We start from the raw sequence: 16,139 nt of genomic DNA, 5'->3' as shown, positions 1-16,139 counted from the left end.
CTCAAATCACTCCCAGGAGCAACGCAGTCAGGGTCATCAACACCGACGCAGCAAACAGAAAGGGGATGGTGAAGCGCTGGTGATCGGCCAATTCGATCTTGCACAGGCCCACCAACAGGAAGGTCGCGGGGGTCAGCGGGCTGACCGGGAAGCCGGTGGTGTGTACGCCCAGCAACGACGCCTGGGCCACTTGCAGCGGGTCGACGCCCAGCGCCTTGCCGACTTCGGCAATCACCGGCATCACGCCGAAATAGTAGGAGTCGGGGTCGAACAACATGCTCAGTGGCATGGAAATGAAGCCCACCACTGCTGGGATCAGCTTGCCGTGGCCCGCCGGAATCTGCGCTACCGCCACTTCAGCGATGGCCTTGAGCATGCCGGTGCCTTGCATGATGCCGGTGAACACCCCAGCGGCGAGCAGGATACTGGCCATGGTCAGGGCGGTTTTCGCATGGGCATCGATGCGGGCGCGCTGGGCGTCCACGTTCGGGTAGTTGATGCACAACGCCACCACGGTGCCGAGCATGAACATCACCACCGGATCGACCCAGCCGGCGATCATCACCACCATGACCAGCACGGTCAGGATCAGGTTGACCCAGAACAGGCGTGGGCGGCGTAGCTTGATGTCGTCGTCGCTGAGTACCCGTTGTGGCACTGCATCCACGGTGGAGCCGGCGCCCAGGCCCAGGCGTTTTTCTTCACGCCGGCCGAGCCACCAGGCGCAGGCAAAGACAAAGATCAGGCCGACGATCTGCACCGGGATCAGCGGCTGGAACAGGTCCGCCACCGGTACATGCAAAGCCGCCGAAGAGCGCAGCACCGGGCCGGTCCAGGGTAGGAAGTTTACCCCCGCCGCCATTGCGCAGACACAGGCGAGGATGCGTTTATCGATGCCCAGCCGTGTGTACAACGGCAGCATCGCCGGCACCGTTACCAGAAAGGTCACCGCGCCGGAGCCGTCCAGATGCACCAGCAGCGCGAGGGTCGCGGTACCGACCACAATCCGTGTAGGACGTGTCCCTACCGTGCGCAGGATGCGATCAATGATGGGGTCGAGCATCCCGGCATCGGTCATGATCCCGAAAAACAGGATCGCGAACACAAACATGCCCACCACAGGGGCCACGTTCTTGATGCCGGTAATGATGAAGGCACTGGTTTGCAGGCCGAACCCACCAAGCAGCGCGGCGATGATCGGCAAGGCGATCAGGGCCACCAGTGGCGAGAGGCGTTTGCTCATGACGGCAGCGAGCAGGCACAGGATGGTAATGACACCCAGGGTAGCGAGCATGGGTTACTCCAGAGCGGCCTTGGTGGCCGGTTATTGTTTTCCCTGGAGTATTGGAAGCGGGTTAGTCTTTGTAAATTGGAATGTTCAGCCAGTCATATTCGTAAAAACAAAACGCTCGAGAAAAACAACAATGAAAAATTCGATCCAGCATATTCAAGCGTTCCTGGCGGTGGCCCGTACCGGCAGCTTTACCAAGGCCGCCAATGAGCTGCATCTTTCGCCCTCGGCGCTCACCGTGCAGGTGCAACAATTGGAAGACTGGCTCGGCGTCGCCCTGCTCGACCGCAGCCCCCGCCATGTGAGCATCACCGCCGCCGGCCAGGAAGCCCGTGGCCCGATGGAAAAACTGCTGCTGGACCTGGACAACATCGTCACCGGCTCCCGCGACCTCGCGGCCTTGCGCCGTGGCGTGGTCACCATCGCGGCCCTGCCCTCGGTCTGCGCCGGCGCCCTGCCCCCGGCCCTGCGCCTGTTTCGCGAGCGTTTTGCCGGGATCGAAGTGCGTTTGCAAGACCTGGTGGCCCACCGTATTCATGCCCAGGTGCGCGCAGGCGAAGTGGATTTTGGTATTGGTGTACGGGCGCGGCTAAGCCATGGCCTGGAGTTCGTGCCGGTCCTGAATGATCGATTGTGTGCCTTTGTGCCGCTGGATCACCCCCTCGCCCACCATCGCCAATTGACCCTGGAGCAACTCGCGGACCAGCCGATCATCCTCACCGGTCGCGACAGCAGCGTGCGTGAGCAGGTGGATGCACTGTTTGATGAAACGCGGCTGACGATGAATGCCGGGATGGAGGCCAACTACATGTCGACGGTGCTGGCGTTGGTGCGCCAGGGCCTGGGGATCAGTGTGCTGCCGGAGTCGGCGGCGGACAGCCTGGCGGGGTTGAAGCGCATCGACATTGACCATCCTGGGGTGAACCGGGAGATCGGGTTGATCAGTCGCAGCGGCATGGGCCTGAGCCCGGCAGCGCAGCGTTGTTTTGACCTGTTGAACGATGAATTATCTGACACGACATCGAGCTGAATGTGGGACAGGGATTGCCCCCTTCCCACATTTTTGACCGCATCAATCAGTCGATCATCGGCACATGCTTGGGATGACTGGCCACGCGCTGCAACCACGCCTGCACCGCCGGGTAAGGCGCCAGGTCAAAACCACCTTCATGGGCCACATGGGTGTAGGCATACAGCGCAATATCGGCAATCGAATACTGGTCGCCCACCAGGTACGGCGTGGCCTGCAACTGACGTTCCATCACCCGCAGGGCCTTGTAACCGCCCTTGTGGGTGGTCTTGTATTCTTCCAGGCGATCTTCCGGCATGTTCAGGTAGAACTGGATAAACCGCGCCACCGCAATATATGGCTCGTGGCTGTACTGCTCGAAGAACTGCCATTGCAGCACTTGCGTGCGCAGGCGTGGCTCGGTGGGCAGGAATTCGCTGCCATCGGCAAGGAAGTTGAGGATCGCGTTGGACTCCCACAGGCAGGTGCCGTCTTCGAGTTCCAGCACCGGGATCTTACCGTTGGGGTTCTTGGCCAGGAACTCAGGGGTCGCGGTGTCGCCGTTGAGGATGTCGATATCCACCCATTGATACGGGATGCCCAGCAGGTTGAGCATCAATTTGACCTTGTAGCAGTTGCCCGACTTGTAATCGCCATAAACCTTGTACATGGGGCTCCCCTTATGCCGCTTGCGCGTGCTGTGCTTGACGGACCACCGCGGCCAGGCGTTTGAGCCCTTCGTCCAGGCGGGCCGGGTCGATATGGCTGAAATTGAGTCGCAGTGAGCCTAAATGCTGGTCCGGCTCGGAAAAGAACGGTTCACCGGGCATGAACGCGACGTCCTGATCGAGCGCAGGTGCCAACAAGGTGCGGGTGTCGAGCGGCTGTTTCAAGGTCAGCCAGAAGAATAATCCGCCTTGGGGCACTTGCCAGTCGGCCAAATCGGCGAAGTGATGCGCCAGTGCAGCCTGGAACGCGTCACGGCGCCCGCGGTAAAAGCTGCGCAGTTCCTCCAGGTGCTGCTGGTATTTCTGCGTGCCGATCCACTGCATGGCCTGCCACTGGCCGACGCGATTGGTGTGCAGGTCCGCCGATTGCTTGAGCTTGAGCAAGTGCGGGAACAGGTCGGGGCTGGCAATCAGGTACCCCACGCGCAGACCGGGCAGCAAGGTCTTGGAGACCGTGCCGGTGTAGATCCAGCTGGCTTTTTTCAGGCGGCCGACGATGGGCTGCGCGCTGCCGCCATCGAACGTCAGCTCACGGTAGGGTTCGTCTTCGATCAGGGTCACGCCGAACTCATCGAGCAAGGCGGCGACGGCCTCGCGCTTGGCTTCGCTGTAGCGCACGGCCGAAGGGTTCTGGAACGTCGGGATCAGGTAGATGAACGCCGGGCGATAGCGCTCGAGGTTGGCGCGCAGGCTGGTGACGTTGGGGCCGTCTGCCTCCAGTTGCACGGTGAGGCAATCGGCGCCGAACAGCTGGAAGATCTGCAGTGCGGCGAGGTAAGTCGGGCCTTCCAGCAGGATCTTGGTGCCTTTGTCGATATACAGCTTGGCCGCCAGGTCCAGGGTTTGCTGGGAACCGCTGACCACCAGCACCTGGCTGGCCTGGCACGGCACACCCAACGCGCGCGCCTCGGCGGCGAGCAGTTCACGCAGCTGCGGCTCGCCTTCGCTCATGCCGTATTGGCCGATGTTCAGCGGCATGTCATTCCAGTCCAGCGCGGGCAGCATGGCTTCGGCCGGCAGGCCACCGGCGAACGACATCACTTCCGGGCGCTGGGCGGCCGCGAGGATTTCACGGATCAAGGAGCTTTTGAGGCGAGTAACACGTTCAGAGAAGGCCATAAGGTCACCGCTAGCGAAGCCTGTGGGAAATACGTCAAACTGGTTGACCGAAATTACGACAGCTTGAGTGGATACGTCAATATGCTTGACCTTAAAAACCAAAGCAGCCAGCAACAAGCCATGGAAGCGTTTTTCTTCGGCTACCAGGCATTCACTGCCAAAGCCGACGAAATGCTCGAACGCCGAGGCCTGAGCCGAGTGCACCAGCGCATTGTGTTTTTTATCGCGCGCTACCCGGCCTTGAGCGTCAAGGAACTGCTGGAATTGCTCGGCGTGAGCAAGCAGGCGCTGAACATGCCGCTGCGCCAATTGCAGGAAATGCACCTGGTGGACAGCGTTGCGTCCGAGACCGACAAGCGCAAACGCCTGCTGGAATTGACCGAGGAAGGCCTGCGTTTCGAGCAGTCACTGCGCCGTGAACAGGTGAAGTTGTTGCAGCGCGCGTTCAGCGAAGCGGGCGAAGAAGCGGTAAACGGCTGGCTCGCAGTGAACCAGGCGCTTGCAGGCCAGCCCTGACCCCCCTGGAGTTGGCCCGCTCGCAACAAAAGCGCTCGAGCTTTGCCTTTCATCCTTTTCACGCAGAAAATAGAAAACATTATTTGCTTTCTTTGTATACAAAAGCATAATTCGCTTCGTGCGAGTTCCTGACCTATCAGTCAACAAAACCCGCCAGTACCTCACAGCGCCCCGCGCTGGACATAACAATAAAATGCTTGAGGAGTACTCGCTGTGGATAGCCGCAAATCCGAAGCCCCGACGCTGGACCTTGCACCCTCACAGAACGGCTGGCTGGAACGCCTGTTCAAACTGCGCCTGCATGGCACCACAGTGAAGACCGAGCTGCTTGCCGGCCTCACCACCTTCATCACTATGGCCTACATCATCTTCGTCAACCCCAACATCATGGCCGACGCCGGCATCGACCACGGTGCGGCGTTCGTCGCCACCTGCATCGCCGCCGCACTGGGTTGCCTGTTGATGGGCCTGTACGCGAACTGGCCGGTGGGCCTCGCGCCGGGCATGGGCCTGAACGCTTTTTTTACCTACACCGTGGTCGGCACCATGGGCTACACCTGGCAGACGGCGCTCGGCGCGGTGTTTATCTCGGGCGTGCTGTTCATGGGCCTGACGCTCTCGCGCGTGCGTGAATGGCTGCTCAACAGCATCCCGGTAAGCCTGCGCCATGCCATGGGCGCCGGTGTCGGCCTGTTTCTCGGGGTGATCGGCCTGAAGACCGCCGGCATCATCGTCGACAGCCCGGCCACGCTGATCAAGCTCGGTTCACTGCACGAGCCGGCGCCGCTGCTGGCGGCGGTGTGTTTCCTGCTGATTGCGATCCTCAGCTATCACCGGGTGTTCGGCGCGATCCTCATCAGCATCATTGCCGTGACCCTCGCCGGCTGGGGCCTGGGCCTGGTGCACTACAACGGGATTCTCGCCACGCCACCGAGCCTGGCACCGACCTGGATGGCGATGGATGTGAAAGGTGTGTTCAATATCAGTATGATCAGCGTGGTATTTGCCTTCCTGTTTGTACACATGTTTGACACTGCAGGTACACTGATGGGCGTTGCGCAACGCGCCGGGCTGGTCAACGCCGATGGCAAGATCGATAACCTGTCCCGCGCCCTGAAGGCCGACAGCGCTTCGAGTGTGTTGGGTGCCATGGTCGGCGTACCGCCGGTGACCAGCTATGTGGAAAGCGCTGCGGGTGTCGCCGCCGGTGGCCGCACCGGGCTGACGGCCGTGACCGTGGGTATCCTGTTTGTGGCGGCGATGTTTTTCGCACCGCTGGCGGGCATGATCCCGGCCTATGCCACCGCGGGTGCGCTGATTTACGTGGCGATGCTGATGATGGCGAGCATGGCCCATATCAATTGGGATGAAGCCACCGACAGCATTCCGGCGATTGTCACTGCAATCATGATGCCCTTGACCTTCTCGGTCGCCGACGGCATTGCCCTGGGGTTTATCACCTACGTGGCGCTCAAGGCGGGTACGGGCAAGTACCGCGAGATTTCCGTGAGTTTGTGGGTGTTGTGCGCGATTTTCATCGCCAAGTTTATGTTCCTGTAAGCAGGAACCGGCCGAAAACCGCCTCACCCTCGGGTGGGGCTTTTGCATGAAGGGAGAACTGTAAATGAACCTGGAAACCTGGCTGTTGTTCAGCGGCGCTGCTTTGGTGGTGATCCTGATTCCCGGCCCGCTGTCGCTGTTGATGATCAGCAACAGCCTCAACTACGGCCTGCGCCGTTCATACCCGGCGTTTCTCGGCGGCGTGTTTGCCTCGATCTGCCTGCTGAGCGCTTCGGCCCTGGGCCTGGGCGCCCTGCTGTTGGCATCGGAGCAATTGTTCAGTGCCTTGAAGATTGTCGGCGCGCTGTACCTGTTTTACCTCGCCTGGCAGAGCTGGCAGCAATCTCGCCAACCTGCCCATGGCGCCGAAGTGCCACAAACGCCGCCGGTACCACGCTTTCGCGCATTGTTTGGGCGGGCCTTTGTACTGGGCGCGAGCAACCCCAAAGATATTCTATTTTTTGCCGCCTTCCTGCCGCAATTCCTCAGCAGTCAACAGCCGTTCCTGCCCCAACTGCTGATCATGATCGCCACCTGGACCGTTCTCGACCTGCTGTGCAAGCTGGCCTACGGCCTGAGCGCCCATGGTGCGGCGCGTTATCTGCGCAGCGGAAGGGGCCAGAGCTGGTTCAACCGGATCAGTGCCGGGTTATTCAGTGGCGCCGGGGTTCTATCGTTGCTCAAGGCGCGAGGGGGCTCACTTTGACGAAATAAACAGTGGGAGGGAGCATGCCCTTTTTCGGCCAGTGGATACCTGCCACGATCCGGGTCAAACGCTGTTCTCGCATCGCACTTCTAACTCCCGTAAAGGCAAGTGAATCGGGATTTTTCTTGATTGCGTAGTTCAACCACTCATCCGTAAACCGCCTCATCAACTTGATGCTCCCGTGCTCAATCCAATGGTAAGACACGTAATAGAGTTTGTTTGAGTTGGGATGCGTAGCAATCAACTCATGACTAAGGGCATTAGCGCGCTTTACTTGCACGTCCTGGCAGTTGAAGCCTTGCTGCTCCAGCACCGTCCTGACTTGAGCACGCTGAGCGGTATTTCTCGCGGCAAGGACCTGCGAACCACCGGGTTTGAGCGTCGGGTCCAATGCGACAGACGGCCTGAAGTCGACGCGAGTGAAACCGGGTGCCTTGCCTTCGTAACCGACGAAAACATTGGGCTTCACTTTGACGGCCCTCAACATTTGCAGCACCTCATCCGTCTGCCCAAGGCTGCCGGCAGCGGCGGGCAACCAGTTGTCCAGCGTCGCACGGATATTCAGCAGATGACTGGCCGTAACTGGGCGGGAAGCGTCTGCCAACTCAATCATCCTTACGACTAAAAATCTGCGGCTGTGGGTCGTCATGGTGGGGAAAGCCGTGCCCACAGAGTGCTCCAACGACCTGTGGAACAGCGGCGCATGGAGTTGCCACTCGCCGGTTGGGCCGCGCGACACCGGGATAGGCTGCTCAAGACGAGCGGCAGCGGTGCTTGTCCAACGCTCAATATCAACGTGCGCCTTTGAGACCAGCGGCTCATCCCTGGCGATAAAAGCAATCTTGTCCAATGGCGCCTGATCACCCTGGTAGAGCAACCGGTAATGCCCGGCCCCTGACTCTGTCGCAGTGTCATACCATGAGCCCACATAGATAGCGTCGTAGCTGAATCCTGGAGGCGCTATGTGTACACGGGATACCCCGTGCGCCGAAGGCGCCGCGATCTGGCCCTCGGGTGCGTGAGTGCGCCAACTGAACCAATCGGTACCCGACACGGATGACTGATAAATTCGACTTTCCGTAGCACTACGGACAGTGGGTGGCCGCCAGTCCACCGGCTCGACCGATGCTCGCCACGGATGCAGTACCCCAGAACTTGGACCGGCCACTGGCGCATCCGCCCCCAACAGCACTTCCCTGGTCACAAGCACTTCCCTGTTCACAGAAGTATTCAAAATCAATTCATCCTCGCCCGGCGCCTCCTTGTTCTTCAGGCGAAAAGACCGTTCGTTGTCTCGTCGGTAAATGGGGATGTGGTGCGTATCATCTACGGTGAAGTACTCGCCGCCCTTCACGTAGATACCCTTTTCGCCCGGCCCTTTCAACGCAACGGCGTCCTGCGGTACACCCTCGGTCCTGAAACGCTCCAGGGGCTTGAGCCGGGAAATCGTTGATGGCGGCTTGGGCACATCGAAAACCCGGCCAACCTGCGAGACTGCCGCACGATGGATCCGATTCAGGCCGGTGCCTATCGAACCTATCCTCGGGCGAACCAATGTCCCGCTCTTGGGTTTGGGACCCGGTACAAAGTTCAGCAAAAGCTCCACCGCCAAAAAAATCGTACCAAACGCCACGTCCACCGCATCACGAGGATCACCACTGCGGTGATAACGTCGCGAGGTGAGCAGCAACTCATACAGTTGGTTACCTAAATCAAAAAGTGGTGAGCCGATAGACAACAACGCTCGCGTGCGAGTATCTCGCTCTTCCTTCCGGCGCTGTTCCCGGTACTTATCCAAGACCTTGTTGGAGTTACTGTTTGCCTGCGCTTGACGTTGCAGCTCAAACATCCAAGCCCGATACAACAGGGCCCCGGCATCGCAATGTGAGGTAGGCACCAGCGCTAACCAGTTCAGCGGGTCACTGGCAATCTGCTCAAGGGTCTGCTTTTCAATCTCATCGACATGTGCCGTGGGCACCAGGTGTTTGATCTTGAAAGAACGAACGAACTCAACGCCCCGCCAGATCCCCTGCAACATGTGAAAGCCGGGGATTAGCGAGAGGGGATTGAATAGAGGCTCTTCGAATGTTTCGCCAGGATGATGAGTGATGGCCTCGAACGCCCAACCGGGTGCGACCTGCCGAGCCAATGCCGTGACGTTACCGGGCAATGAGCCGATGCGATTGAGGTGCTCCCGAGCGTGTTGCAGACTGACGTGTTCGCTGATGCTCCTGGCATCCGGAGCGGCGGGCCAGTAGACCAGGCAGTGCTGGGAAAGCAGGTCATGAAACACCAGGATTCCGGCCATGTAGCGATCATGCTGGAGGGTATGGCCCACCAGATGAACCACATACAACTGCACTTGATGGCCATGCTTATTCAAGTCTTGAGGGGTGCGTGCCGCCATTGCCGTATTGAATAGGCTCTGTGCACTCTCCGTCAGCCCCTGCTGCACCGCCGAATAGAGATTAGCCTCGGTACCTGCCTGTAAAACCCGCGTCAACAGTTCAGGCACACGTGTGTCGCTTAGCCGGCGCCTACCGACGTCGGCAGGGTAAAACACACTGCTGATCAGCGCCTCATAACGCCCGCCGATATCCAGCGCAGACACCATACTGATCAAGTATTGGGGGGGCAGTTGCTGTTTCCAGGCCGGTTTCAGGTACTCGGCGTACTTGAAACGCCACCGTGTCGGCTTTATCTGCGGGTCCAAATTATGCAGTGCCAGTTGCAGCAGGCTGAAGCGCGTACGCTCATCGCTTGGTGTCAGGATCTCCTTGCGATCCCCCACCGTACAGGCACTTTCCCAACCACAGAACCTGCCACTGACTTGGTCAGGCATCTCGATAAAGGGCGTGTCGATGTCCAGTTGCGGGTACAGGCCGTCCTCGCGCAAGCGGGCAATCAAGAGCTCGCGGGCGAAGGTCGGCAGATCCGGCAAACGCTGTTCCAGGCGGTCTTCAAACGCTAAGGCACTGCCCAGATAGCGACCTTGCAAATACTTGAAACGCTTACGCTGGCCCCCCGTCGCATCGGTGATCCAGGCCGGCATTCTTTGCTTCGCGGCCGCCGCTTTTCGCACCACATCGAAATCAGTCCGCGCTTGAACCAGAGCATCATTGGCTGGCGCGCTCAGGTGTTCATCCAGCTCGACCGCCAATAGCAGCCGGCTCAGTAACGCATTATCGGTTTCACTGAAAATACTCGCGCCGCCATCAATGCTGCGATGCACAAGAATGTAGCTCTTGAGGAGCCTTTTGACGGCAAGCATCACAGGGTTCCCCTCAATCGGTTCGTAGCGCACTGCCAGGGTTTGGCAGGCTACATGCTCACGCACGGCCTTGCGTTTTTGCCGCGTGACATAGCGCCATAGCACCGACTCATCGCGGCTGCCAAGGCTGGCCTGGATGCCAAGGGTCAACGCGCCGAGACTGCCGAAGGTGACCACGCCGCCCTCACGCCCGAGCACACACAACACAACGGGCACCCGCCGACTGTGATCACTTACCGCCGCCGCAAGCGTGACCGCAAACACACTGTGCAGGGGGTGGTAGGTGTCGGCATCGGGCTCAGCCCCCACCAGCACCGATAACACGCGCGTTTCACTGCCCTGGCGTTTACTGGCTAGCGGCTTGTCCAGTACGTCTATCATCAGATCCAGATAGGTTTTGCTGAGCAACTTGAGTTGGTGTTGCAACTGGATTTCACCGCGCAACCTGTCGATCCATACGCGGATAAGCGCGGTCACATGCCTAGGTTTACCGGTAGGCCGCGCCGCCCAAAATGCCACGTCGAAGAGTTGCAACTGCGCATCCTGTATCAACGTGCGCAAGGCAGCCGCCTGGACCTTGAGCTGATCCTCCAGCGCCACAAACTCTCGAAACGCTTGAGTATCCGCACCGGGATCCTGTGGATTGAGGAGAGTCATCAGCGCTCGTTCATAACGCTTGACCTGTTGCCGCGCTGTGTTCAAAGCCAGCCCCGGAGCCGTGCTGGCAAAGATAATTTCGTGGCGTCGCCGATGCTGATCCCATTCCAGCAATTCACGGCGGATACTCCCCAACCGGGCCCTGCCTACCCAATGTTTACGGGTGCCCTGGATGTAGGCGAGAAAACGCGCCGCATTCATCACTGAAGGCTCGCGCCTGCCAGAAAAAACCTGCGCGAGGTTGATCGACAACGCACAGGCCAACTCATTTTCCCATTGCCCATCCAGCACCGCCTGGGCGCTGATCGCCAACGCGTCGTCCCTCAATGCCAAACCGCGAACACTCGCCAGGCCAGTGGCGGCGGCGTCCTCAGCAGGCCGGCATACCTCATGCCGACGCCGCAGTGGCAGGCACTGCCACAGGTCGTCGAACAAGGCGCTATTGATCAGCGCCACCAGCCCACATTGCAACTGCTCGAAAGACGGGTACTCGTAGTAGTTGCGGTGCACACCCGGTAGATACATCACATGGGGCATACCCGCCGGGTCGCCCTCACGATAAATGTGCAGTGCGCCGGGGATCGGGGTCAGTCGCGTCTGCGCTCCTGGCCACATGACCTTGCACACCTGGAGGCTGGCCCATTGCTCGCCCGCGCGCCGACGAGCCTCAGCCGTCGGTGCATCCACCAGCGCCTGCACCATGACCAGTCCCGCACTCGACAGCTCGCCCAGTTGCCGCGCGACAAAGGCCTGGTCGGCGAACAGATGCTTGTACAACTCAACCCAGCGCTCGTTGCGTGTCAGCCAGGAGCCAGGAACCAGCGCCTGCCAGTAATCACTCTGCGCACGGGCGAGCCGCTCAAACAGATTGAGCGCAACGACCCGTTGCAACGCCTCCAGGGGGGTAAAGGGTACGCGGCGGGCTGGATCGTCCTTGAGGCTGAGCGCCGTGAATTGATTGACGTTGATCGACACGGAAGGCAGGACCAGCAGCCGCAACGTGCGGTCGGTCAAACTGTCGACTTTTTGCGCCGCGGCCGGCGGTTTGGGCTCGGTAAACAGCACGTTGTTCGGGTCCAGCCCAAAGGCCTTATGCAGCTCGGCGCGAATCACCCGCAGGACCTTGGGCGCGCCTGAGATCAGGCGGGACAGCCACTTTTGCGAATCGGCACAGCGCAGGTCGGCAATCGCCAGCCGATTGATCAGAAGGCTGGGAGGGTGGCTGGCGTTGATCCGTTGCGTCAGCTGGGTACGCATGGCCTGCAACTCATCGTCGTCGGGCACATCGGGGTCGTCAGGTAAGGTCACGGCGGTATCTTCATAAAGGAAAACACCTAGCCTATGCAGCGCTGACACGGATGAGGCGTTAGATAGTTGAACGCTGCCGTGAGCAAAAAAAAGCCCGCAGTGTGGGCGGGCGAAAAACCAACGAAGAGCTTGGGGGTGTGAAACGAGGTGACGCCTCAGCTACCGCGATAGGTGGAGTAGCTGTAAGGCGAAATCAGCAGGGGCACATGGTAATGCTCCTGTTCGGCGCTGATGCCGAAGCGCAGCACCACGACATCCAGGAAGGCCGGCTCCGGCAACTGCACGCCACGGGCGCGGTAATAGTCACCGGCGCTGAATTGCAGTTGGTACACGCCACTGCGGTAGGCATCGCCTTGCAACAGCGGTGCGTCGCAGCGGCCGTCGCTGTTGGTCACGGCGGTGCTCACAAGCTCAAGCTGTGCGCCTTCGACGCGGTACAGCTCAACCAGGATAGCGCTGCCGGGGCAGCCGTGGGCGGCGTCCAGTACGTGTGTGGTCAGTCGTCCCATGGGGCGGGGCTCCCTTGCATGAAGTGAAATAGGCTGCACCTTTACGGGGCGTGAAAAAGCCGTGGACGCAACGATTAAGACACTTTTAATAAAAATTGTACACAATAAAAATCACAAAGTTTTGCACGCCCTTCGGCACCTCGATCATCCGCACGATTTCCCAGCAAGCCTTGCTTTTAAAAGACCTTTTGTCCGTTTACTGACCAACTGGGCAAGTTTCTTGCAGCGTTAAGCGGTGGCAACCGCGCGGAAAAAATGCGGAAATACAGGCTTACAAAGTGATCATCAAGTTGTATACAATCAGCCCATCGCTGTGACGCCACCCAGTCTTTCCGCTGGCCGCCACACACTTGCTACCACGAACAAGAAGGAAGACTGCAGTGAGCGCTGACTACCCACGCGACCTGATCGGTTACGGCAGTAACCCTCCTCACCCCCACTGGCCGGGCAACGCGCGCATCGCGCTGTCTTTCGTACTCAACTACGAAGAAGGCGGCGAGCGCAACATTTTGCATGGTGACAAAGAGTCCGAAGCCTTCCTCTCGGAAATGGTCTCGGCCCAGCCGCTGCAAGGCGAGCGCAACATGAGCATGGAGTCGCTGTACGAATACGGCAGCCGTGCCGGCGTGTGGCGCATCCTCAAGCTGTTCAAGGAATTCGACATTCCGCTGACCATCTTCGCCGTGGCCATGGCGGCCCAGCGCCACCCGGATGTGATCCGCGCCATGGTCGACGCCGGCCACGAGATCTGCAGCCACGGCTATCGCTGGATCGACTACCAATACATGGACGAGGCCCAGGAGCGCGAGCACATGCTCGAAGCCATCCGCATCCTCACCGAACTGACCGGTGAGCGCCCGTTGGGCTGGTACACCGGGCGCACCGGCCCCAACACGCGGCGGCTGGTGATGGAGGAAGGCGGCTTCCTGTACGACTGCGACACCTACGACGACGACCTGCCCTACTGGGAACCCAACACCCCCAACGGCAAGCCGCACCTGGTAATCCCCTACACCCTGGACACCAACGACATGCGCTTCACCCAGGTGCAGGGGTTCAACAAGGGCGATGACTTTTTCGAGTACCTCAAGGACGCCTTTGACGTGCTGTATGCCGAAGGCGCCGAGGCACCGAAGATGCTTTCCATCGGCCTGCATTGCCGTCTTATCGGCCGCCCCGCGCGCCTCGCCGCCCTCAAGCGCTTTATCGAATACGCCAAAGGCCATGACCAGGTGTGGTTCACCCGCCGCGTCGACATCGCCCGCCACTGGCATGACGTACACCCTTTTCAGGGTGCGGCCAAATGACTGCTTTCCAAACCCTGAAGCCCTCGACCTTGAGCCGCGACGCCTTCGTCCAGGCCTTCGCCGACATCTACGAACATTCGCCATGGGTGGCAGAAAAGGCCTATGACCTGGGCCAGGACGCCTCGATCGACCAGATCGAAACCCTGCATCAACGCATGAGCGACATCCTGTTAAGCGCCGATCACGCCAGTCAGCTGGCATTGATCAACGCTCACCCGGACCTGGCGGGCAAAGCTGCCGTCCAGGGCCAACTCACCCAAGCCAGCACCGATGAGCAAGCGGGCGCGGGGATTCACCAATGCACGGCCGAAGAGTTCGCACGCTTCACCGAGCTGAACGATGCCTACAAGGCCAAGTTCAAGTTTCCCTTCATCATGGCGGTAAAAGGCAGCAACCGGCACCAGATTCTCGCCGCGTTCGAAACGCGCATTCACCACTCGGTAGACACCGAGTTCAACTGCGCGCTGGCCGAGATCAACAAGATCGCGTTGTTTCGTTTACTGACCCTCTAAACGACCATCCCCAGCCACTCTATTTAAGGCAGACAAGAAGAATGAAAGCGCAACCCGTACCTTTCGAGAAGTTCGTCAACCTGGCCGACGCCCGCCTGGGCACCAAGATCATCTCCGTGACGGATGACTGGTTCGCCGACGCCAACCGCCTGTTCCAGCCGACCCCGGCCGTGTGGAAGGAGGGCGTTTTCGATGACAACGGCAAGTGGATGGACGGCTGGGAGTCGCGCCGCAAGCGCTTCGAAGGCTACGACAGCGCAGTGATCCGCCTGGGCGTACCGGGCTCGATCAAAGGCGTGGACATCGACACTTCATTCTTCACCGGCAACTACCCGCCGTCGGCGTCCCTGGAAGCCTGCTTCCTGGCCTCGGGCGAGCCTGACGACAACACCCAATGGGTAGAAGTCCTGTCGGCCGTCGAGTTGCAAGGCAACAGCCACCATTACCACGAGATCAGCAACGACCAGGCGTTCAGCCACCTGCGCTTCAACATCTACCCGGATGGCGGCGTGGCCCGCCTGCGTGTATACGGCGTGCCGTTCCGCGACTGGTCGGCAGTGGGCGACAACGAACAGATCGACCTGGCGGCAGCACTGAACGGTGGCCGCGCACTGGCGTGTTCCGATGAACACTTCGGCCGCATGAGCAACATTCTCAACCCAGGCCGTGGCGTCAACATGGGTGATGGCTGGGAAACCGCCCGTCGTCGCACGCCAGGCAATGACTGGGTGATCGTCGCCCTGGGCCACCCCGGCGAAATCGAGAAGATCATCGTCGACACCCTGCACTTCAAGGGCAACTACCCGGACACCTGCTCGATCCAGGGCGCCTTCGTGAAGGGCGGTACCGACAGCCAGATCGAAACCCAATCGCTGTTCTGGCGCGAACTGCTGCCGGCGCAGAAACTGGAAATGCACGCAGAACATACGTTTGCCGAGCAAATCAAGGCGCTGGGCCCGATCACCCATATCCGCCTGAACGTGTTCCCGGATGGCGGTGTGAGCCGCCTGCGTGTACTGGGTAAAGTTTCGAAGTAAGCAGTGAACCCCTTTGGCGAGCGGGCTTGCCCCGCTCGCCACATGAACTGAATGACACAACACAGAATCCGGATAAGAAGACAGCCATGCGCACACTGATGATCGAACCCCTGACCAAAGAAGCCTTCGCCCCTTTCGGAGACGTTATCGAAACCGAGGGCAGCGATCACTTCATGATCAACAACGGGTCGACCATGCGCTTTCACAAGCTGGCAACGGTAGAAACCGCACAGCCTGAAGACAACGCGATCATCAGCATCTTCCGCGCAGACGCGCTGGATATGCCGCTGACCGTGTGCATGCTGGAGAGACACCCGCTGGGCAGCCAGGCGTTCATTCCGCTGCTCGGCAACCCCTTTCTGATCGTGGTCGCGCCACTTGGCGATGCACCTGTATCAGGCTTGGTCCGCGCCTTCGTCACCAACGGCAGGCAGGGCATTAATTACCATCGCGGCGTCTGGCACCACCCGGTGCTGACGATCGAAAAGCGGGATGACTTCCTGGTGGTTGATCGCAGTGGCACAGGCAATAACTGCGATGAGCATTTTTTCAAAGAGGATGAGCGGTTGATCCTCGCCCCCCACCAATAAGAGAAGGCCGGATCACCCG

13 protein-coding genes are annotated in these 16,139 nt (G+C 59.9%); 8 read left to right on the top strand and 5 right to left on the bottom strand.

Going from position 1 to position 16,139, the window contains the following annotated elements; all coding sequences use genetic code 11:
- Position 1: 1 nt before the first annotated feature.
- Positions 2 to 1,294 (bottom strand): CitMHS family transporter, encoded by a 1,293-nt coding sequence (locus FIV39_RS11705; protein ID WP_016976366.1) that lies wholly within the window; start codon positions 1,292 to 1,294, stop codon positions 2 to 4.
- Positions 1,295 to 1,424: 130 nt separating this feature from the next.
- Here FIV39_RS11705 and FIV39_RS11700 point away from each other — a divergent pair, with 130 nt between their 5' ends.
- Positions 1,425 to 2,321: a LysR family transcriptional regulator gene (locus tag FIV39_RS11700; RefSeq protein WP_090407015.1), complete on the top strand. Its 897-nt coding sequence runs from the start codon at positions 1,425 to 1,427 to the stop codon at positions 2,319 to 2,321.
- A 46-nt stretch (positions 2,322 to 2,367) separates the two neighbouring features.
- Here FIV39_RS11700 and FIV39_RS11695 read toward each other — a convergent pair whose 3' ends face one another.
- Both FIV39_RS11695 and FIV39_RS11690 read right to left on the bottom strand, forming a co-directional pair.
- On the bottom strand, positions 2,368 to 2,970 hold the full coding sequence (locus tag FIV39_RS11695; RefSeq protein ID WP_090407018.1) for a glutathione S-transferase family protein: 603 nt from the start codon (positions 2,968 to 2,970) through the stop codon (positions 2,368 to 2,370).
- Between the two features lie 10 nt (positions 2,971 to 2,980).
- Positions 2,981 to 4,147 carry an aminotransferase-like domain-containing protein gene (locus FIV39_RS11690; protein ID WP_090407020.1) on the bottom strand — a complete coding sequence of 389 codons (1,167 nt, stop codon included), beginning with the start codon at positions 4,145 to 4,147 and terminating at the stop codon, positions 2,981 to 2,983.
- An 81-nt stretch (positions 4,148 to 4,228) separates the two neighbouring features.
- Between FIV39_RS11690 and FIV39_RS11685 the strand changes: the two genes are divergently transcribed.
- From FIV39_RS11685 to FIV39_RS11675, 3 genes are all read left to right on the top strand, one after another.
- A complete protein-coding gene (locus FIV39_RS11685; RefSeq protein WP_090407023.1) occupies positions 4,229 to 4,663 on the top strand; it encodes a MarR family winged helix-turn-helix transcriptional regulator in 435 nt (144 codons plus the stop codon).
- A gap of 213 nt (positions 4,664 to 4,876) precedes the next feature.
- On the top strand, positions 4,877 to 6,223 hold the full coding sequence (locus FIV39_RS11680) for an NCS2 family permease (protein WP_090407027.1): 1,347 nt from the start codon (positions 4,877 to 4,879) through the stop codon (positions 6,221 to 6,223).
- A gap of 64 nt (positions 6,224 to 6,287) precedes the next feature.
- The gene (locus tag FIV39_RS11675; RefSeq protein WP_090407029.1) at positions 6,288 to 6,929 is read left to right on the top strand and encodes a LysE family translocator; all 642 of its coding nucleotides are present in this window, start codon (positions 6,288 to 6,290) and stop codon (positions 6,927 to 6,929) included.
- Here the strand turns inward: FIV39_RS11675 and FIV39_RS11670 are convergent.
- On the bottom strand, positions 6,904 to 12,165 hold the full coding sequence (locus tag FIV39_RS11670; RefSeq protein WP_090407032.1) for a dermonecrotic toxin domain-containing protein: 5,262 nt from the start codon (positions 12,163 to 12,165) through the stop codon (positions 6,904 to 6,906). The two genes, FIV39_RS11675 and FIV39_RS11670, sit on opposite strands and share 26 nt — an antisense overlap.
- A 155-nt stretch (positions 12,166 to 12,320) precedes the next feature.
- Positions 12,321 to 12,674: a hydroxyisourate hydrolase gene (gene uraH / locus FIV39_RS11665; RefSeq protein ID WP_090407035.1), complete on the bottom strand. Its 354-nt coding sequence runs from the start codon at positions 12,672 to 12,674 to the stop codon at positions 12,321 to 12,323.
- A gap of 380 nt (positions 12,675 to 13,054) precedes the next feature.
- Here uraH and puuE point away from each other — a divergent pair, with 380 nt between their 5' ends.
- From puuE to FIV39_RS11645, 4 genes are all read left to right on the top strand, one after another.
- Positions 13,055 to 13,981: an allantoinase PuuE gene (gene puuE / locus FIV39_RS11660; RefSeq protein ID WP_090407038.1), complete on the top strand. Its 927-nt coding sequence runs from the start codon at positions 13,055 to 13,057 to the stop codon at positions 13,979 to 13,981.
- Positions 13,978 to 14,493, top strand: a complete 516-nt coding sequence (uraD, locus tag FIV39_RS11655) for a 2-oxo-4-hydroxy-4-carboxy-5-ureidoimidazoline decarboxylase (protein ID WP_090407041.1) — start codon at positions 13,978 to 13,980, stop codon at positions 14,491 to 14,493. Before puuE ends, uraD begins: the two co-directional genes overlap by 4 nt.
- A 41-nt stretch (positions 14,494 to 14,534) precedes the next feature.
- Positions 14,535 to 15,530: an allantoicase gene (gene alc, locus FIV39_RS11650; RefSeq protein WP_090407044.1), complete on the top strand. Its 996-nt coding sequence runs from the start codon at positions 14,535 to 14,537 to the stop codon at positions 15,528 to 15,530.
- 86 nt (positions 15,531 to 15,616) lie between these two features.
- Positions 15,617 to 16,120 (top strand): ureidoglycolate lyase, encoded by a 504-nt coding sequence (locus FIV39_RS11645; protein WP_090407047.1) that lies wholly within the window; start codon positions 15,617 to 15,619, stop codon positions 16,118 to 16,120.
- Positions 16,121 to 16,139: the final 19 nt, after the last annotated feature.

The sequence above is a fragment of the Pseudomonas grimontii genome (assembly GCF_007858185.1).
Taxonomy (GTDB): Bacteria; Pseudomonadota; Gammaproteobacteria; order Pseudomonadales; family Pseudomonadaceae; genus Aquipseudomonas; species Aquipseudomonas grimontii.
The sequence above is the reverse complement of the archived record's forward strand: the minus strand, read 5'-3'. Positions and strand labels throughout refer to the sequence as shown.